Genomic DNA, 19,124 nt, shown 5'->3' with positions numbered 1-19,124 from the left:
TGAGGCTGTGAAGACCGCTGTGCGCGCCGGCGCCACCGTGATCCTGCTGACCTGTGTCTCCGCCGCCGGACCGCTCGGCCGTCCCGCCGACGGGCTGCGGCGCGGCCCCGTGCGAGGCGCGGCGTTCATCCCGGCGGGGCCGTGTCACGGCCACGCCGCCGCGGACTTCGACGGCGACGGCCGGAGCGACCATGCGATCGGCGCGCCGTACGCCACCGTCGCCGGGCGCGTCCGCGCCGGGACCGTCGCCGTGAGCTACGGCGGTCACGTGAGTTGGCTGTTCATGCGGGTCCCGGGGCGCGGTGCCGGGTTCGGCGCCACCCTCGTCACCGGCGACTTCAACGGAGACCGCTGCGACGACCTCGCCGTCGCCGTCCCCGACCAGGACCCGCCGCGGCCCGGCGCCGACGGCACCGGCGTGGTCGCCGTGTACTACGGCTCGCCGCGAGGGCTGCGCCCCGGCCGCGTCCTCGGCGTCCGCGACCTCCACCGCACACCGGGCAGCGACCGGTTCGGCACCGCCCTGGAGGCCGGTGACCTGGACGGCGACGGGCGCGACGACCTGGTCGTGGGCGCGCCCGGCCTCTCCGGCGGCGGTGGCGTCGCCGTGTACACGCACGGCCTCCGCGACGCGCGCCTCATCACCCAACGCACCTCCTGGGTCGGCCAGCGGACGAGCCAGACCGACGGCTTCGGTTCCGCCCTGGCGATCGGTGACTTCGACGGCGGCCACGACCGGGAGCTGGCCGTGGGCGCGCCCGGCGACGGCGACGAGTCCTCGGGCGCGGTGACCGTCCTCGACCCGGCCGCGCACCGGTCCCGGCGGATCACCCAGGACAGCGCCGGCGTACGCGGGGTCTCGGAGCGGTACGACAAGTTCGGCGCGGCCGTCGCCGCCGCCGACGTCGACCACGACGGAGTCGACGAACTCGCCGTCGGCGCGCCCGGCGAGGACCGGACCCGGATCCCGGAGAACTACGCCGCCGGCGCGGTCCACGTGCTGTACGCCTCTGGCCGGGACGACGTGTGGACCCTGAAGCAGGCGGGCGGCTACGGCCGTTTCGGCACCACGCTCGCCACCGCCGACCTGAACGGCGACGGCACGGACGACCTGGTCGCGAGCGCGACCGGCCGGAGCGCCGTCCAGGTGCTGACGGGCCACCGCGGCCGCGGCCTGACCCGCGGCGCCCTGATCATGTCGCCGGCCGGCCGTACGTCCCAGTTCGGCTGGACGCTGACGGCGCACGGCCGCGACCTGTACGTCGGCGCCCCGGGCGCCGGCGGCTTCGGCGGCACGGTGTACCGCGTCCACGGCCGGACCCGTACGCCGGTCCAGAGCGGCTCCAACGGGGAGCTCCTCGGCTACGCCGTGGTGTGACGGTTCGGCGGAGTGCCCTGGCCCGCGGTCTGGCCCGGCCGGGGGACAGGAATGGCGGTCTCAGGGCCGAATGTTCTCCAGGTCCTCGAGGAGGCTGGAGTGTGTCGGCTGCCAGCCGAGGGCGTCGCGGGTGTGGGCACTGGACGCCGGCTGGTCCATCGCGAAGATCGGGCCGAACGGGCCGAAGGTCTCCTCCGGCACCGCCTCGACCGGCAGGCCCAGCCGCCGGCCGACGACTGTCGCGATGTCGCGCACCGCGTCGCCCTCGTCGGCCACGGCGTGCCAGGCCGTTCCGGCCGGTGCCGATTCGAGGGCCAGCCGGAACAGGACCGCCGCGTCGAGGGCGTGCACGGCCGGCCAGCGCTGGGTGCCGTCGCCCGGGTAGCCGGCCACTCCGGTGCGGCGCGCTTGGTCGGTCAACAGACCGGCGAATCCACCCCTGCCCTCGTTGTGGACCGTTCGCGGCATCCGGACGGCCGTGGCGCGCACACCGCGCGAGGCCAGTTCCAGCAGCGCGTTGACGGAACGGCCGCGGCCGCCGACGGGCCCGTCGGTCGGCAGCGGATCGGCCTCGGTGGAGGGACGGCCCGGTACCCAGGGCGTGCCCGAGACGGTGACGATCGGACGGCCGCTGCCGATGAGCTCGTTGCCCAGAGCGGCGACGGCGGCGCTCTCCTGGGTGACGGCCCGTGCGAGCCCGTCCGGGTCGCCGTAGTCGCGGCTGAACGCCAGGCTGATCACGCCATCGGACCGCGCGGCACCGGCACGCAGGACGTCGAGGTCGGCGATGTCTCCTCGCAGCGGCTCGGCCCCGGCGTTTTCGAGGGCCTGCGCGGAGGCGTCCGAGCGGGCCAGCGCGAGGACGGTGTGGTCGCTCGCGAGTAGTTCGGCGACGACGGCGGAGCCGATGGTGCCGGTACCGCCGGTGACGAAGACATGCATGAGGGCTCTCCTGACAGAGTGATGGGACTACTGTCCCATCACCGTAACAGGGTGACGGGACACCTGTCGCATCACTCTGTTACAGTGACGGCATGGCTCGATGGGAACCGGGGGCGCGGGAGCGAATGGTCGTCGCGGCCGTGGACCTCTTCACCGAGCAGGGGTTCGACGCCACCACCGTGGCGCAGATCGCCGAGCGCGCCGGAGTCACCAGGAGCACCTTCTTCCGGCACTTCTCCGACAAGCGTGAGGTCCTGGTGGCCGGGCAGGCGACACTGAGCCGGCTCCTCGCCGAGGGCATCGCGCAGGCCCCGGCGAGCGCCAGCCCGCTCGAGGCGGTGGCCGCCGGTCTCGAGCGTGCGTCGAGCGAGATGGGACCGTTGAATCGCGACCTCGGTCCCCGCCTGAAAGCCGCCGTGGCGGCCAGCGCGGAGCTTCGGGAGCGGGACGCGTTGAAGAGCATCGGTCTCGCGGCGGCCATGACAGGCGCGCTCGTCGCCCGCGGCGTTCCCGATCCGACCGCGCACCTCGCGGCCGAGATGGGCGTCCTCGCCTTCAAGCGGGGCTACGCCCGGTGGTCCGAAGCCGATCGGGATGACGCGACAGGGCTCGCCCACCATGCGCTGGCCGCCCTGGAGGACCTTCGCGCGGCCACCGCGACGCTGGGCTGATCTCTCCCTCCGCCACCAGCACCGACCGAGGCCGGTTCTCCCAGCGAGGAGCCGTGACGGCGGTGGCCTGCCGCTCGGGTGCCGGAGCGGCGGAACGGACTCTGAGGCCGAGAGCGTTCATGTGGCCCGGAGGTCCGCTTCCTGAGATGATCCGAGAGGCATACACAAGTGTTCTTTTGAGATGAGGGCATGCCTCGATGGATCCGCTGCGGCCGGGTGATCCGCGCCAGGTCGGGCCGTACCGGCTGACCGGGCGGCTGGGCGCGGGCGGGATGGGCGAGGTGTTCCTGGGGGTCTCGCCCGGCGGCCGGAAGGTCGCGGTGAAGCTGATCCGGCCCGAGCACGCCTCCAGCCCGCAGTTCCGGGCGCGGTTCGCCCGCGAGGTGCAGGCGGCTCAACGGGTGGGCGGGTTCCACACCGCGCCGGTCGTCGACGCCGACCCCGACGCCGAGTCGCCGTGGCTGGTGACCGCCTTCATTCCCGGTCCGTCCCTGCACCGGCTGGTCACCGAGCAGGGCCCGCTGGAGCCGGCCACGGTGCGCGAGATGGGGGCGGGGCTGGCCGAGGGACTGGCCGCGATCCACGCCTGTGGGGTGGTGCACCGGGACCTGAAACCGGGCAATGTGATCATGGCCGAGGACGGGCCGCGCGTCATCGACTTCGGCATCGCCCGGCCGGACGACGCCGGTCCCTGACCTCGACCGGCGTGGTCATCGGCACGTTCGCCTACATGGCGCCCGAGCAGGTGCGCGGCGAGCGGGCCGAGCCGGCCGGTGACGTGTTCTCGCTGGGCTGCGTGCTGACCTTCGCCGCCACCGGGCAGGGGCCGTTCGACGCCGCGACCATCCCCGCGATCGTGCACCGCATCGTCAACAAGGAGCCCCGCCTCGACGGTGTCACCGGCGACCTCCGCGAACTGATCGGCGCGTGCCTGAGCAAGGACCCCACCGGCCGTCCGGCGGTCGAGGAGATCGTCACCCGGCTCGCCACCCCTGCCGCCCCCGTCACCATGGTGCCGACCGTCACCGCGGGGAGACACGTCACGACCCGGCCGGTCCAGCCGCCGCGGCCGCCGGCACCGACCGCCACCCCGACCCGGCGGCTGACCGATGACGGCGGCGTCCGGCGGGTCGGACCGGCGCGCCGACCCGTCCCGTTGCCGCGACGCGCCCTCCTTCTCGGCGCGCTCGGCACGGCCGGCCTCGCCGCCATCTCGTACACGATCATCCGCGAGTTCGACACCCGTCCTCCGACCGCCACCCTCACCGCCCAGGGCGACGTCTACGCGGTGGCGTTCAGTCCGGACGGCCGCACCCTGGCCAGCGGCGGTGATGACAAGACCGTGGTGTTGTGGGACGTGGCGGCCCGAAGCGGCACCGCCGCCCTCACCGGCCACACCGACGCCGTCGACTCGGTGGTCTTCAGTCCGGACGGCCGCGTCCTGGCCAGCGGCAGTGCCGACAAGACCGTGCGGCTGTGGGACGTGGCGAGCGGACGCGGCATCGCCACTCTCGTCGCCGGGGACGAGGTCAACACGGTCGCGTTCAGTCCGGACGGCCGCGTCCTGGCCAGCAGCGGGTACGAGAAGATCGTGCGGCTGTGGGACGTGGCGAGCGGGCGCGGCATCGCCACTCTCCCCCACGGAGACGACGTGTCCTCATTGGCGTTCAGTCCGGACGGCCGCATCCTGGCCAGCGGCGGTGACGACGACATCGTGCGGCTGTGGGACGTGGCGACCCGAAGCGGCACCGCCACCCTCACCGGCCACACCGACGACCTCCGGTCGGTGGCGTTCAGCCCCGACGGCAAGCTTCTGGCCAGCGGCGGCTACGACAAGACCGTGCGGCTGTGGGAGGTGGCGACCGGACGCAGGATCGCCACTCTCGGGCACGAAGACGTCGTCCTCTCCGTGAGGTTCAGCCCGGACGGCCGGACCCTGGCCACCGGCGGCTTCCACGAGACCGTGCGGCTGTGGGACGTGGCGACTCGGCACTGCACCGACACCCTCGCCGGTCCCAAGCGTGGCATCTCGGAGGTGGCGTTCAGCCCCGACGGCCACACCGTGGTCTGCGGCAGCTTCGACAAGACCGTACGGCTGTGGAAGCTCCGCTGAGTCTTCTCAGCGAGGGGCCGCGACGGCGGCGGCGGCCTGCCGCCCGGGCGCCGTGGTGGCGGACCGGGTGAGGCGGTGGGCGCCGTCCTCCACCGTGAAGCTCGCCGTGACCGTGCTCGGCGCGTTCCGTCTCGACACGTACGGCAGTGTGTGGAAGTCGGCCCGCAGCCGCTGGGCCGACAGCCGGCACACGACGTAGCCGCGCCGCTGGTCGGCGTAGGCGATGTGCGGGTTCTCCGCCAGTTCCACCGCGCGTCCCGCCGGGTCGTCGTACCCGTCGCCGTCGCTGGTGATCGAGGTGGTGACCAGCTCGACGCCGGCGCGCCGCGAGTCCGGGTCGTCGAAGTTCGTCAGCAGGTCGCCGGCGTAGTGGGCGTGGATGTCGCCGGTGAGCACGACCGGGTTGCGGGCGCCCGAGGCGACGACGTCGCCGAGCACGCGGTCGCGTTCGGCGGCGTACCCGTCCCACGTGTCGACCAGCACCTCCTTGCCGGGGCCGAGGTGGTAGTCGTGCTGCGCCATGAAGATCTGCTGGGCCAGCAGGTTCCAGCGCGCGGTCGAGGAGCGCAGACCGGCGGCGAGCCAGCGCCGCTGGTCCGGCCCGGCCAGGACGCGTCCGGTCGCCAGGCGTTCGTCGCAGTCGAGCCGGATGCCGTCGTCGCACGGCTGGTCGGCGCGGAACTGCCGGGTGTCCAGCACGTGGAAGGTCGCCAGTGATCCCCAGCCCAGCCGCCGGTACAGCTGGATGCGCGACCCGCGCGGCGTCGAGGCGCGGCGCAGCGGCATGTGCTCGTAGTACGCCCGGTACCCGGCACGCTTGCGCTCGGCGAACCCGGGCCGGTCCGAGGTGCCCGCATGGGAGCCCGCCCAGTTGTTCTCGACCTCGTGGTCGTCGTTGACCGCGATCCACGGCGCGAGCGCGTGCAGGGCCCGCAGGTCGGCGTCGGTCTTGTACTGCGCGTGCCGCCGCCGGTAGTCGGTCAGGGTCTGGCAGTGGCCCTCGGTGTGCGGCCGGACGATCGCGCCGGAGGCGGCCTTGTACCCGCCCGGCGCGTACTCGTAGATGTAGTCGCCCAGGTGCACCACCAGGTCGGGCTGCTGCTCGCCCAGTCTGCGGTAGCCGGTGAAGTAGCCCTGTTCGTAGTTGGAGCACGACACGGTGGCGAACATCAGGCCGGGGGCGGTCCCCGGCGCCGGCGCCGTACGGGTCCGTCCGGTGGGGGAGAGGTACCCGCCGGTGCGGAAGCGGTAGAAGTACTCGTGTCCCGGCTGGAGACCGGCCGGTTCCACGTGGACGCTGTGCGCCCACGAGGGCCGGGCGGTGACCGTGCCCGACCGTACGACGCTGGTGAACCGCTCGTCCTCGGCGAGCTGCCACTCCACCTCGGTGTCGCGGGACGGCATGCCGCCGTGCCCGTCCTCGGCGAGGGGCCGCGGGGCGAGGCGCGTCCACAGGACCACGCCGTCCGGGGTCGGGTCGCCCGAGGCGACGCCCAGCGTGAACGGATCGCCATGACGGCGGGGGATCCGGGGGGCCACGGCCAGTCCGGCGGCCCCGATCAGCAGGTTCCGTCGCGATAGCTGCACGTCATCCAGTTCAGGTGGCGTTTCTGCCGGTCATGGAACGGGCCTCTGACGAGGCGGACAACATCGTGTGGACGCCTCATGACACCGACTTCACTGGAGGAGTTAGAGAGATTTTTGCAATGTTACGTCTGTTTATTGCGCGAAAAGATTTGCCGTCCTACTGTGTGCTCAGCCCAACGCCGCCCCGTGCGGCGGCCGACCCCATCCCCCCGCCGGGGTTCGTCGTCAGCGCGTCCCTGGATGACTCCGGCTCTTCGCCAGAAGGGTTAAGCGATGGTGACGTCAGGTCATCCCCCCACCCCACGCCGGAAGCTCACGGCGATGGCGCTCGCCGTGACGGCCGCCCTCGGCCTCGCCGGCGGCGTGCTCGCCGCGGTCCCCGCCCTGTCCGCGCCGAGTGCCTCCGCCGCGACCACGGCCGAGACGCCGTGGTCCTTCCCCGGGCGCGGCGCGACCGTGCCGTTCACCGAGGTGGAGGCCGAGAACGCGGCCACCAACGGCACGGTCGTCGGCTCCGACCGCGTCTACACCCACCTGCCCTCGGAGGCGTCCGGCCGCCGCGCGGTCACCCTCAGCGGGTCCGGCAAGTACGTGGAGTTCACCCTCCCGAAGGCGGCCAACGCCATGTCGGTGCGCTACAGCGTGCCCGACGGCGCGAACGGCGCCGGGATCACCACCCCGGTCGACCTCATCGTGAACGGCACCAAGCTCAAGGACCTGTCCCTCACCTCGAAGTACTCCTGGTACTACGGCGGCTACCCGTTCAGCAACAACCCGGGTGACGGGAACCCGCACCACTTCTACGACGAGACCCGGACGATGTTCGGCTCGACGCTCGCCGCCGGCGCCAAGGTGCGGATCCAGACCTCCGGCAGTACGACCGCCGCGGTGACGGTGGACCTGGCCGACTTCGAGGCGGTGCCCGCGCCGATCGGGCAGCCCGCCGGGTCCCTCTCGGTGGACTCCTTCGGCGCCGCCAAGAACAGCTCCACCGACTCCACCGCCGCCTTCCAGGCCGCCGTGGACGCGGGCAAGGCGCAGAACAAGGTCGTCTACATCCCGCAGGGCACCTACACGCTCTACGGCCACGTGATCGTCGACGGGGTCACGCTCGCCGGCGCCGGACCGTGGTACAGCGTGCTCACCGGCCGCGACCCGAACAACCGCAGCCGCGCGGCCGGCATCTACGGCAAGTACGTCGCCGACGGCGGCCCCAGCCAGAACGTCACCCTGAAGGACTTCGCCATCATCGGCGAGATCACCGAGCGGGTCGACGCCGACCAGGTCAACGGCCTCGGCGGCGCGATGAGCAACTCCACCGTCGACGACCTGTGGATCCAGCACACCAAGGTCGGGGCCTGGATGGACGGCCCGATGGACCACTTCACGATCAAGAACAGCCGGATCCTGGACCAGACCGCCGACGGGGTCAACTTCCACACCGGCGTGACCAACTCGACCGTCACCAACACCTTCGTACGGAACACCGGCGACGACGGCCTGGCGAGCTGGCCCGAGAACAAGCCGAACGTGAACGACTCGTTCACGCACGACACGGTGGTCGCGCCCGTGCTGGCCAACAACATCGTGACGTACGGCGGCCGGGACTTCACCATCTCCGACAACGTCGTCTCCGACACCGTCACCAACGGCGGCGGCATCCACGTCGCCAACCGCTATCCGGGCGTCAACTCCGGCAGCGGCACCGCCGTCGCGGGCACCATCACGGTGGCGCGCAACGCCCTGCTGCGGGCCGGCAACTCCGACTACAACTGGCACTTCGGCGTCGGCGCCCTCTGGTTCGACGGGCTGAACGAGGCGATCAACGCCACGGTGAACGTCACCGACTCCGACATCATCGACAGCTCGTACGAGGCCATCCAGTTCATCGAGGGCGGTGCCACGCACACCGTCAACTTCACCAACGTCAACGTCGCCGGCACCGGGACGTACATGATCCAGGCGCAGGCGGGGGCGACCGCGACGTTCACGGGCGTCACGGCGTCCTACATCGGCGCGGGCGTCGACATCCACAACTGCGTCGGCGGCTCGTTCGCCCCGACGTACGGCAGCGGCAACTCCGGCTGGAGCCTGAGCTCCACCGTCTGCACCGGCCAGTGGCCCGACCCGAACTACATCTACCCGGGCGGTGACGGCACCACCCCGCCGCCGACCGACCCGCCGCCCACCTGCCAGCCGGGCAGCGGAAACGTGGCGCGCGGCAAGGCGGTCACCGCGAGCAGCCACACGCAGAACTACGTCGAGACGAACGCCGTCGACGGCGACGCGAACAGCTACTGGGAGAGCGCGAACAACACCTTCCCGCAGCGGATCACCGTCGACCTGTGCGCCTCGACCAGCGTCGGCCGGGTCGTGTTGAAGCTGCCGCCCTCCTCGGCCTGGGCGACGCGCACGCAGACGCTGTCGATCCTCGGCTCGGCCGACGGCTCCTCGTACACGACGCTCGCCAGCTCGCGCGGCGTAACGTTCGACCCGTCCAGCGGCAACACGGCCACGGTCTCCTTCACCGCCGCCAAGACGCGGTACGTGCGCGTGGAGATCACCGCCAACACCGGCTGGCCGGCCGGGCAGCTGTCCGAGTTCGAGGTGTACGCCTCCTAGAGACGCGTCCGGGAGGAGGACTGGACGCATCCTCCTCCCGGACGTCCAACACTCGTGAGCGCAAGCGACGTTCATTCGTGCAAGCCGTTTGCGTGCATTGGCCGTATGCTTGCGGCGTGACACGTGCACCCGGGGAAGCGAAGACGCGCCGGCTCGCCGAAGTGGCCAAGAAGGTCGGCGTCAGCGAGGCGACGGTCAGCCGGGTCCTCAACGGCAAACCCGGCGTCTCCGACGCGACGCGCGCGGCGGTCCTCACCGCCCTCGACGTCCTCGGCTACGAACGGCCGACCCAGCTCCGCGGCGAACGCGCCCGGCTCGTCGGCCTCGTCCTGCCCGAGCTCGGCAACCCCATCTTCCCGGCGCTGGCCGAAGTGATCGGGGGAGCGCTCGCCCAGCAGGGCTTCACCCCCGTCCTGTGCACCCGCACCGCCGGCGGCCTGTCCGAGGCCGACTACATCGAGATGCTGATCGAGCAGCAGGTGTCGGGCGTGGTCTTCGCGGGCGGCCACTACGCCGAGGCGAACTCCCCGCACGAGCACTACCACCGGCTGTACGAGCTGCGGCTGCCGGTCGTGCTCGTCAACGCGGCCGTCGAGGAGTTGACCTTCCCGCGCGTGTCGACCGACGACATGGTCGCGGTGGACCAGGCGTTCGGGCACCTGCTCTCGCTCGGCCACGAGCGCATCGGCCTGGTGCTCGGCCCGGAGGACCACATGCCGTCGAGGCGCAAGCTGGCCGCGTTCACCGCCGCCGCCAAGGCGGCCGGCCTCGACCTGCCCGACACGGCCGTGGAGCACGCGCTGTTCTCCCTGGAGGGCGGCCAGGCGGTCACCCGCCGGCTGATCGCGAACGGCTTCACCGCGATCATCTGCGCGAGCGACCCCCAGGCCCTGGGCGCCATCCGTGCCGTCCGCCGCGCCGGCCTGTCGGTGCCGGACGACGTGTCGGTGGTGGGCTTCGACGACTCGGCGTTCATCAACTGCACCCACCCGCCGCTGACCACGGTCCGTCAGCCGATCGAGTCCATGGGCCGCGCCGCGGTGCAGATGCTCGTGAACCAGATCGACCGCACCGCGTTCACCGCGGAGGAGCTCCTGTACGAGCCGGAACTCGTCGTCCGCGGCTCCACCGCCCCGGCCCGCGTCACCACCGCCTGACCGAGCACCCCGGGTGTACTAGACGGCCGGCGGGCCCTGCTCGACGCGGGCGAGCGTCGGAGCGAGGCGGTCGAGGTCGTCGCGGTCCATGCGCTGCCGTTCGTCCCACCAGGTGACGCCCGCCTCGATCAGCGGTCCGAGCACCTCGGACGCCTCGCCCGGACGGGTGGGGCTGACACCGCCGACCACGATCTCGAAGGGCTCCGTCGCCGGCCCGCCCTGCCGTGCCTCGCGCTCCTCGCGAACGTAGGCGACCAGGTCGCGCACCTCGTCGACCGGCGGGGCATGGCCGTGCGTGGCGGAGATGAACAAGGGCGCCGCCCCGTCGTACCGCGCCGCGCGTCGCATCGGACGACGGCGTGGCCAGAACCCGGCGATCCAGATCGGCGGACGGGGGCGCTGCACCGGAGCGGGCAGCAGGGCGACGTCCTCCGCCCGATAGTGGCGCCCCTGGTGGGTGACGGGTTCGCCCGTCCAGTAACGCTCCAGCAGATCCAGGCCCTCATCCAGGCGCTCGGCGAGGACGCGCGGGTCGGTGGGCTCGCCGAAGCCGGCGAAGTCGTCCCGATCGCCCAGCCCGGCGCCGAAGATGACCCGCCCGCCGCTCAGGTTGTCCAGAGTGGCCACCTGCCGGGCGAGCTGCTGCGGCCGGCGCCGGGCGACCGGAGTGACCATCGTGCCGAGCCTGATCCGCGTGGTGGCCAGCGCCGCCGCGGTCAGCAGCATCCACGGGTCGCCGAACGGACGCCGGCGGCGGTCGTGGGTGAGGTGGTCCCAGACGAACAGGGCGTCCCAGCCCGCCTGCTCCGCCGCCACGGCCACCGACGCCACCGTCCGCGGGTCGGCGAAGTCCCCGAAGTTCGGAATGTTGATCGAAGTGCGCACCCCGGAATGCTGCGCCTCCAGCATCACGATCCTGTCACGACGCTCCGACCGGCCGGGCATCCCCGTTCGGCGGCCAGTGATCCACGTCACTGGATCCCCGCAGGTAGGTGGTCGTGACGCGAGTTCCGTGCCCCGCGAACAGCGCCACGAGGCGAGCGTTGTTCAGTTTTTTCATCTATATGACTGTGTCTTGCTCTCTCCTGCCCGTCTCTGTATCTTCCTGGCAACACGTCAGGTTGCCGGCCTTCGGGGTGCCGCTCAGGAGGGAAGTCCATTGAAGAGAGCACGTCGTCTCGCGGCCGTGGTGGCCGGAGTGACCGCGCTGGCCAGCGTCGCCGCGTGTGGCAGCGGCAGTGGCAACGGCGACAAGGGCGGCTCCGCCGCCGACGTCGGACCGCTCGACCCGAACACCAAGGTGTCGATCACCGTCGGCTGTCAGCCGCCGAAGAGCTCCAAGGCGCTGCGCAAGGAGTGGGACAACGACGTCGCCGCGTTCGAGAAGCTGCATCCGAACATCACGATCGTGAGCAAGGACGCGTTCCCCTGCGAGGATCCCAAGACGTTCACCGCCAAGCTGGCCGGCGGCCAGATGGAGAACGTCTACTACGTCTACCTCACCGACGCGAAGAACATCATCGAGAACGGCCAGGCGGCCGACATCACCAAGTACGTCTCCGGCGTCAAGAACTACCAGTACCTGCAGCCGCAACTGCTCAACGTCTTCAAGGGCGGCGGCCGGCTCTGGGGCCTGCCCAAGACGAACTACTCGATGGGCCTGCTCTACAACCGCAAGCTCTTCCAGCAGGCCGGGCTCAACCCGGACCAGCCGCCTGCCACCTGGGACGAGGTGCGCGCGGACGCCAAGAAGATCGCGGCCCTCGGCAACGGCATCGTCGGGTACGCCGACTACAGCGCGAACAACCAGGGCGGCTGGCACTTCACCGCGGAGATGTACTCCCAGGGCGGTGACATCGTGACGCCGGACGGCAAGAAGGCGGCGTTCAACAGCCCGCAGGGCCACGCCGTGCTGCAGAACCTCCAGCAGATGCGCTGGACCGACAACAGCATGGGCAGCAAGCAGCTCCTGCAGATCGCCGACGTCCAGCCGATGATGGCCTCCGGCAAGCTCGGCATGTACCTGTCCGCGCCGGACAACATCCCCACCATCAAGGACCAGTTCCAGGGCAAGTTCGAGGACTACGGCCTGGCCCCGATGCCGGGCGCCCAGGGCACCCTGATCGGCGGCGACGGCTACATGTTCAACCGCAAGGACACCCCGGACCAGATCAAGGCCGGCATCCTCTGGCTGGAGTTCGAGAACCTCACGCCGGGCAAGGGCCAGTTCGACTGGGCGCAGAAGAACGCCGACAAGCAGCCGGTCGGCCTGCCGCAGCCCAACATCTTCACCGGTCCGCCCGCGGCCGAGGAGCTCCAGGTCCGCACCCAGAACGCCAACCTGCCGGTGCAGAACTACAAGGCCTTCGCCGACGGCGACCCGAAGGTGAAGTACCGCCTCGAGCCGCCGCAGGCCCAGCAGATCTACGCGGTCCTGGACGGCGTCGTCTCCTCGGTGCTGACGAACCGGAACGCCGACATCAACAGCCTGCTCTCCAAGGCGGAGACCAAGGTCAACGGCATCCTCGCCAACGCCGACTGACCGGAGGCGAGCAGAGCCGCGGGGGCCGGTCACCGTGCGGACCGGCCCCCGCACCAAGGCTTTGCGCACGACGGACCGGCCCGTACGAGCGGGAGAAACGGAGACACATGGACATCTCGCTGTCGAGAGGTACGCGGTGGAGCGCGAGAGCACGCCGCGGACGTGGCGTGCGGCGCAACCTGACCGCGTACGGGTTCCTGTGCGCCGCTCTCGTGTGCTTCGCGCTGTTCTCCTGGTATCCGATCGTGCGCGAGGTCATCCTCAGCTTCCAGAAGACCAACTTCATCGGCGAGACCAAGTGGGTCGGCCTGAAGAACTTCCACCGGATCTTCCAGGACCCGTCGTTCAGCGCCGCGTGGAAGAACACCGCGATCTTCACGCTGCTCGCGCTCATCTGCGGGTACGCCGTGCCGTTCGTGACCGCCCTGCTGCTGAACGAGCTGCGGCACGCGCGCGGCTACCTGCGGTTCGTGGTGTACCTGCCGGTCATGCTGCCGCCGGCCGTGTCGGTGCTGCTGTTCAAGTGGTTCTACAACCCCGGTCCCGGCCTGTTCAACGAGATCCTGCGGTTCGTCCACCTGCCCACGCTCGCCTGGCTCGACTCGAGCAAGACCGCGCTGATCTCGCTGGTCATCGTCGCGACGTGGACGAACATGGGCAGCGGCACGCTGATCTACCTCGCCGCGCTGCAGACCGTGCCGGCCGAGCTGTACGAGGCGGCGGAGCTCGACGGCGCCGGGCTGCTGCGCCGGATCCGGCACATCACCATCCCGCAGACCAAACTGATCCTCCTGGTGATGCTCCTGCTACAGATCATCGCGACGATGCAGGTGTTCATCGAACCGTTCCTGCTCACCGGGGGCGGCCCGGACAACGCGACCGTGAGCGTCGTCTACCTCATGTACCAGTACGCCTTCAACTTCAACAACTACGGCGGCGGCGGGGCCCTCGGCCTCATGCTGATGCTCGTCCTCGTCGTCTTCTCCGCCGTCTACCTGCGGCTCTCCCGTGATGACCGGGACAGCCGGCCCGCCCGGGTCTGAGGTTGGGAGCCTCGATGTCGAACGTCCTGGACCGTCCGGTCCGTACGACGCACGCCCGCTCCGCCGTACGGCGGGCCCGCTCACCGCGGCGGGCGGAGACGGGCCCGCGAACGCTCGTCTCGCCGCACAGCCTGCGGACCCGTCGCGGGCGGGTGATCTACTGGACCGTGCTCACCCTCACCGTCGTGGTGTTCACGCTGGTCTTCGTCTTCCCGCTGTACTGGATGGTCACCGGGGCGATGAAGTCGTCCGGTGAGCTGGTCCGGATGCCGCCGAGCGTCTTCCCCGAGCATCCGCACCCGGGGGTGTACGAGAAGGCCTGGCAACAGATGGACCTGGGCCGCTACCTGCTCAACACCTTCATCTACGCCCTGGGCGCCTGGCTGATCCAGGTCGCCGTGGACGTCTGCGCGGCGTTCGCGCTGTCCAAGCTGCGGCCGATCTTCGGGAACGTCGTGCTCGGCGGGATGCTGCTGACGCTGATGATCCCGCCGACCGTGCTGCTGCTGCCCGCCTACCTGACCGTACGCGACCTGCCGATCCTGCACCTGAACCTGCTCAACACGCCGTGGGCGATCTGGCTGCCGGCCGCCGCCAACGGGTTCAACATCTTCCTGCTCAAACGGTTCTTCGACTCCATCCCGTCGGAGCTGCTCGAGGCCGCCGCGATCGACGGGGCCTCCGCGCCACGCATGCTGTGGTCGATCATTCTCCCGGTCTCCCGGCCGATCCTCGGCGTCGTGTCCATCTTCGCCGTGGTGAACGTCTGGAAGGATTTCGTCTGGCCGCTGCTGGTGATGCCCGACACGAACCGGATGCCGGTCAGTGTCGCCATCTCTCAGCTGTCCCAGGAGATGCCGGAGAACGTACTCATCGCCGCGCTGGTGATCGCGAGCATTCCCGCGGTCGTCGTCTTCTTCGTCTTCCAGCGCAACATCATGGCCGGCCTCACCGCCGGCGGCCTCAAGGGCTGATCCGCCCTGGCGGGTCCGAGTGCGTCCCTCGGCCGAACCACGGATCGAACCACGACACGTCGTCTCGAAGGAGTAGCGCAGCATGCAAGAAGCGTGGTGGCGGGGAGCCGCGATCTACCAGGTCTACCTGCGGAGCTTCGCCGACGGCAACGGCGACGGCCTTGGTGACCTCGCCGGGCTGCGCGGCCGCCTGGACTACCTGTCCAAGCTGGGCATCGACGCCATCTGGCTCAACCCGTGGTACCCCTCACCGATGTCCGACGGCGGGTACGACGTCGCGGACTACCGCAGCATCGAGCCCATCTTCGGCACCCTCGCCGAGGCCGAGAAGCTGATCCAGGAGGCGCACGAGCGCGACATCAAGATCATCATCGACGTCGTGCCGAACCACTCCTCGGACCAGAGCGCGTGGTTCCAGGAGGCGCTCGCGGCCGGGCCCGGCTCGGCGGCGCGGGAGCGGTTCTGGTTCCGGCCCGGCCGCGAGGTGGACGGCGGTCCGCCCAACGACTGGCAGTCCATCTTCGGCGGTCCCGCGTGGACGCGCGTGCCGGACGGCGAGTGGTACCTCCACCTGTTCGCCCCGGAGCAGCCCGACTTCAACTGGAACAGCCCGGCCGTACAGGAGGAGTTCCTCGACGTGCTGCGGTTCTGGCTCGACCGGGGCGTGGACGGCGTGCGCATCGACTCGGCGGCCGTCCTCATCAAGGACCCCGACGCCGAGCCGGACGGCCTGGACCCCTACACCGACCGCGACGGCGTGCACGAGATCTACCGCGAGTGGCGGCGCGTCTCCGACACCTACCCCGGCCGGTTCCTGATCGGCGAGGTCTGGCTGCCGGACCAGGAGCGGTTCGCCCGCTACCTGCGCCCGGACGAACTGCACACGGCCTTCAACTTCGACTTCCTGTCCTGCCCGTGGGACCCGGCCGCGCTGCGCCGGGTGATCGACGACACGCTCGCCACGCACACGCCGATCGGCGCGCCGCCCACCTGGGTGCTGTCCAACCACGACGTGACCCGGCCCGTCACCCGGTACGGCCGCCCGGACACCTCCTTCGACCACGGCGACCGCAAGCACGGCATGACCTCCGACCGTGACCTCGGCGTACGGCGGGCGCGCGCGGCGGCCCTGCTGGCCATGGCGCTGCCCGGCGGCGTCTACGTCTACCAGGGCGAGGAGCTGGGCCTGCCCGAGGTCGAGGACATCCCCGACGCCCTGTTGCAGGACCCCATCTGGGCGCGGTCGGGCCACACCGACCGGGGGCGCGACGGCTGCCGCGTGCCGCTGCCCTGGGCCGGCGACGCACCGCCGTACGGCTATGGCGGCGAGCCGTGGCTGCCGCAGCCCGCGGACTGGGGACCGCTGACGGTCGAGGCGCAGGAGCCGGACCCGTCCTCGATGCTCAACCTCTACCGGACGGCACTGCGGATCCGCCGGGACAAGCTCGGCGACGGCACGCTGACGTGGCTTCCGCTGGGCGAGGACGTGCTCGCCTTCACCCGCGACTCGGGCCTGACCTGCGTGGTCAACCTGGGCCGCGAACCGGTGCGCCTGCCGGAGCACCAGCAGATCTGCCTGGCCAGCGGCGCGGTCGACGGCGGCCTGCTGCCCTCCGACACGGCGGTCTGGCTGCTCTGACACCGATCCGTACGCGCCTGCCGCCCGGTGGCGGCGGTCAGGCGTCCGGTACGGCCAGGTGGCGAGGGTTGGCGACCGTGAGCTTGTCGGTCACCGTGGCGCGTACGGCGGCGACCACCTCGTCCATCCGGTCGTCCAGGTCGCCCGCGCGGATGGCGCGTGCCAGGTCGGCGTCGTCGCGGCGACCGAGCGCCGCCAGGCGGTCGTGGTGCGCGGCGCGGTGAGCATCGCCCAGCAGGAGCTCCCGCTGGGCGATGCCCAGCGCGGACCTGGCCACCAGGGCGTGGAAGCGCAGCCGCTCGTCGCCGTCGGCGATCACCTCGTCGGTGAGGAACCCCCGTACCGCCTCGATCAGGTCCAGGGCGCCGGGCCGGTCGTGCGGTGGCGTGGCCGGGCCGGGCGGGCGCTCGGTGAGCGGGTCGGGGACCTCGCTCGGCTCGGTCAGGCCGAGGGCGAGCAGCAGGTCGTGTTCCTGTTCGCAGACCCGGCGGCCCAGGGCGGCCAGCTCGACCGAGCGCTCCGCGCCGGACAGGTGGCGCTCGGCCTGCTGCCGGCACAGCACCGCCCAGCGCAGGGTTCCGTACGTCTCCCACCAGCGCAGTGTCTCCGCGGACGGGACCGTGCCGCCGCCCTCGGCGTACCCGGCCAGGAGTTCGGCGCGGGACCCGAAGCCGCCCGCCGGGTGCGTTGAGCCGAACCGCCACGCCTTCACGCACAGCCAGCCGAGGTCCTCCGCCGGGTCGCCGCGGTGCGTCAGCTCCCAGTCCAGGACGCCGCGGACGCCCTCGGGCGTGACCATGAGGTTGCCGGTGCGGAAGTCGCCGTGCACCACGGCGTCCCCGCCGGGCGGCGGACGGTCGCGGGCGAGCCGGCGCAACGCGAGTTCGATCGCCGGGCGCGGCTCGGCGAAGGCCTCGTACATGGCGACGATCTGCGCCAGCGGGTCGCCGCCGGGCAGGTCGGCGATCTCGCCGGGCGGCAGCGCGTGGATGCGGGCGAGGATCCGGCCGAGCTCGCGCGCCAGGCCAGGCCGTACGCCGGCGAACCGCGAGTCGCGCAGGAGACGGCGCGGGATCGTCTCCCCGTCGAGGCGTTCCATGATCAGATACGGCGAGCCGACGGTGCCCGCGCCGTCGCCGTGGTCGACCAGCCGGGCCACCGGGACGCCGCCGCGCGCCGCGACGGTCAGGGCGGCGGCCTCCCGTGCCATCTCCCGCGGCTGCGGGGCGGCCGGCGGGTCGCGGCGCAGCACCAGCGGCTCGCCGTCCGCCTCGAACGCCCAGGTCTCCCGGCTGGCCCCGCCCGAAAGCCGCTGCAACCCGGTCACGTCCACCGGCCGGCCGCGGACCTGCGTGAGGCGGGCGGCGAGCCGTCCGGCGAGGCTCACCCCTTCGCCTCTCGCGCCGCGCGGCGGGCGGCGGCGTGGGCGCGCAGCGCGTCGGTGGCGCGCGAGTCGGCGTACTCCTCGATCCGGGTGATGCGCCCGCCGTCGACCGTGACGAACAGGCACGCGGGCACCTGGATCGCCGTGCCGTCGGGGAGCCGGCCGCGCAGCACGTGCCGCTGGACGTAGCCGTGCGCGGCCGGGTCGCGCCGGATCTCCTCGTAGCGGAAGTCGTGCAGGTTGCGGGCCAGCCAGCGCAGGGTCCGGAGGTTCTCCTCGACGGTCTGCTCGGTCGCGTCGCCGTTGTGCCAGATCCGCGCGTCCGGGGCGTACAGCCGGCGCAGTGCCTCGGTGTCGCCGGTCGTGATCGCGGTGACGAATCCGGCGGCGAGCTTCTCGTGGTCCGGGTGCACGGCGGCTCCTTCAGGTGAGGCGATCCAGTCCCAGCGCGCGGACGGTGAGCGCGTCGAGGGTGTCCAGGAAACGTTCGGTGTCGTCACCCTCGCCCTGGACGAGCCGCAGGTAGAGGGAGTGGTCGACCATCGCGGCGAGCGCGCGTGCGGCCAGGTCGGCGTCCAGGCCCGCGTCGACCAGGCCCTCGCTCTGCCAGCGGCGGATCGCGCGGGCCGAGCGGCCGGTCGCGCTGGCGCGGTGCCGCCGCCGCATCTCGCGGAACTCCTCGTTGAACGTGGCGACCTGCTCGATGATCGCCATCATCCGGGCGTTGCGCAGGTAGGCCGTGTAGTAGGAGCGGTTGGCGCGGCTCACGCGGTCCCGCGGGGAGGCGTCCGGGCCGAGCGGCAGGCGGTCGCGCCCGGTCATGTCGGCGAAGATCCGGTCGGCGACCTCCCGGAGGACGGCCTCCTTGGAGTCGAAGTAGGTGTAGAAGGTGCCGTACGCGGCGCCGGCGCGCTCGGTGATGTGGCGGACCCGCGTGTCGAGGAAGCCCATCTCCTCGAATACCTCGCGGGCGGCCTGGATCAGCCGTTCCCGCGTGCGCACGCCGCGCTCGGTCAGCGCCGTCGTGCTCTCTTCCGCCATCGTCTTCCGCCTTCCGCCCGGGTCCGCAGCC

Annotated in this window: 16 protein-coding genes; 10 read left to right on the top strand and 6 right to left on the bottom strand. The window is 71.6% G+C overall.

The window, feature by feature from the left end; all coding sequences use genetic code 11:
- Window positions 1-7: 7 nt before the first annotated feature.
- A complete protein-coding gene (locus tag ACQEV1_RS38655) occupies window positions 8-1,378 on the top strand; it encodes an FG-GAP repeat protein (protein ID WP_433401227.1) in 1,371 nt (456 codons plus the stop codon).
- 60 nt (window positions 1,379-1,438) lie between these two features.
- Here ACQEV1_RS38655 and ACQEV1_RS38650 read toward each other — a convergent pair whose 3' ends face one another.
- The gene (locus tag ACQEV1_RS38650; protein WP_433401224.1) at window positions 1,439-2,320 is read right to left on the bottom strand and encodes an SDR family oxidoreductase; all 882 of its coding nucleotides are present in this window, start codon (window positions 2,318-2,320) and stop codon (window positions 1,439-1,441) included.
- A 92-nt stretch (window positions 2,321-2,412) separates the two neighbouring features.
- Here ACQEV1_RS38650 and ACQEV1_RS38645 point away from each other — a divergent pair, with 92 nt between their 5' ends.
- The 3 genes from ACQEV1_RS38645 to ACQEV1_RS38635 all read left to right on the top strand — a co-directional run bounded on the left by ACQEV1_RS38645 (window position 2,413) and on the right by ACQEV1_RS38635 (window position 5,104).
- Window positions 2,413-2,991 carry a TetR/AcrR family transcriptional regulator gene (locus tag ACQEV1_RS38645; RefSeq protein WP_433401221.1) on the top strand — a complete coding sequence of 193 codons (579 nt, stop codon included), beginning with the start codon at window positions 2,413-2,415 and terminating at the stop codon, window positions 2,989-2,991.
- A 197-nt stretch (window positions 2,992-3,188) separates the two neighbouring features.
- On the top strand, window positions 3,189-3,686 hold the full coding sequence (locus ACQEV1_RS38640) for a serine/threonine-protein kinase (RefSeq protein ID WP_433401218.1): 498 nt from the start codon (window positions 3,189-3,191) through the stop codon (window positions 3,684-3,686).
- 11 nt (window positions 3,687-3,697) lie between these two features.
- Entirely contained in the window at window positions 3,698-5,104 is a 1,407-nt protein-coding gene (locus tag ACQEV1_RS38635; protein WP_433401215.1) for a protein kinase family protein, read from the top strand.
- A gap of 6 nt (window positions 5,105-5,110) precedes the next feature.
- Here the strand turns inward: ACQEV1_RS38635 and ACQEV1_RS38630 are convergent, their stop codons facing one another.
- Complete coding sequence (locus ACQEV1_RS38630) at window positions 5,111-6,691, bottom strand: alkaline phosphatase D family protein (protein ID WP_433401212.1); 1,581 nt, start codon at window positions 6,689-6,691, stop codon at window positions 5,111-5,113.
- Between the two features lie 321 nt (window positions 6,692-7,012).
- Between ACQEV1_RS38630 and ACQEV1_RS38625 the strand changes: the two genes are divergently transcribed.
- A complete protein-coding gene (locus tag ACQEV1_RS38625) occupies window positions 7,013-9,313 on the top strand; it encodes a discoidin domain-containing protein (protein WP_433401209.1) in 2,301 nt (766 codons plus the stop codon).
- 116 nt (window positions 9,314-9,429) lie between these two features.
- Window positions 9,430-10,470, top strand: a complete 1,041-nt coding sequence (locus ACQEV1_RS38620; protein ID WP_433401206.1) for a LacI family DNA-binding transcriptional regulator — start codon at window positions 9,430-9,432, stop codon at window positions 10,468-10,470.
- 18 nt (window positions 10,471-10,488) lie between these two features.
- On the opposite strand, the gene ACQEV1_RS38615 is transcribed toward ACQEV1_RS38620, so the two are convergent.
- Window positions 10,489-11,355, bottom strand: coding sequence for an LLM class flavin-dependent oxidoreductase (locus ACQEV1_RS38615; protein WP_433401203.1), 867 nt, complete (start codon window positions 11,353-11,355; stop codon window positions 10,489-10,491).
- Between the two features lie 274 nt (window positions 11,356-11,629).
- Between ACQEV1_RS38615 and ACQEV1_RS38610 the strand changes: the two genes are divergently transcribed.
- The 4 genes from ACQEV1_RS38610 (at window position 11,630) to ACQEV1_RS38595 (ending at window position 16,668) form a co-directional block, all read left to right on the top strand.
- Window positions 11,630-13,012 (top strand): ABC transporter substrate-binding protein, encoded by a 1,383-nt coding sequence (locus ACQEV1_RS38610; RefSeq protein WP_285628498.1) that lies wholly within the window; start codon window positions 11,630-11,632, stop codon window positions 13,010-13,012.
- Window positions 13,013-13,179: 167 nt separating this feature from the next.
- Window positions 13,180-14,055 carry a carbohydrate ABC transporter permease gene (locus ACQEV1_RS38605; protein WP_285628501.1) on the top strand — a complete coding sequence of 292 codons (876 nt, stop codon included), beginning with the start codon at window positions 13,180-13,182 and terminating at the stop codon, window positions 14,053-14,055.
- 14 nt (window positions 14,056-14,069) lie between these two features.
- Window positions 14,070-15,029: a carbohydrate ABC transporter permease gene (locus ACQEV1_RS38600; protein ID WP_433401199.1), complete on the top strand. Its 960-nt coding sequence runs from the start codon at window positions 14,070-14,072 to the stop codon at window positions 15,027-15,029.
- 82 nt (window positions 15,030-15,111) lie between these two features.
- Window positions 15,112-16,668 carry a glycoside hydrolase family 13 protein gene (locus ACQEV1_RS38595; protein ID WP_285628507.1) on the top strand — a complete coding sequence of 519 codons (1,557 nt, stop codon included), beginning with the start codon at window positions 15,112-15,114 and terminating at the stop codon, window positions 16,666-16,668.
- A gap of 37 nt (window positions 16,669-16,705) precedes the next feature.
- Here ACQEV1_RS38595 and ACQEV1_RS38590 read toward each other — a convergent pair whose 3' ends face one another.
- The 3 genes from ACQEV1_RS38590 to ACQEV1_RS38580 are packed head-to-tail and all read right to left on the bottom strand — an operon-like array spanning window position 16,706 to window position 19,093.
- Window positions 16,706-18,055, bottom strand: coding sequence for a phosphotransferase family protein (locus ACQEV1_RS38590; protein ID WP_433401196.1), 1,350 nt, complete (start codon window positions 18,053-18,055; stop codon window positions 16,706-16,708).
- Window positions 18,052-18,465 carry a nuclear transport factor 2 family protein gene (locus tag ACQEV1_RS38585; protein ID WP_285581568.1) on the bottom strand — a complete coding sequence of 138 codons (414 nt, stop codon included), beginning with the start codon at window positions 18,463-18,465 and terminating at the stop codon, window positions 18,052-18,054. The genes ACQEV1_RS38590 and ACQEV1_RS38585 overlap by 4 nt, the downstream gene beginning before the upstream one ends.
- A gap of 10 nt (window positions 18,466-18,475) precedes the next feature.
- The gene (locus tag ACQEV1_RS38580) at window positions 18,476-19,093 is read right to left on the bottom strand and encodes a TetR/AcrR family transcriptional regulator (protein ID WP_285581570.1); all 618 of its coding nucleotides are present in this window, start codon (window positions 19,091-19,093) and stop codon (window positions 18,476-18,478) included.
- Between the last annotated feature and the right edge of the window lie 31 nt (window positions 19,094-19,124).

The sequence above is a fragment of the Actinoallomurus sp. CA-142502 genome, assembly GCF_050936355.1.
GTDB classification, from domain to species: Bacteria; Actinomycetota; Actinomycetes; order Streptosporangiales; family Streptosporangiaceae; genus Actinoallomurus; species Actinoallomurus iriomotensis.
Note: the sequence above shows the minus strand (reverse complement) of the source record. Positions and strands in the feature narration are given on the sequence as shown.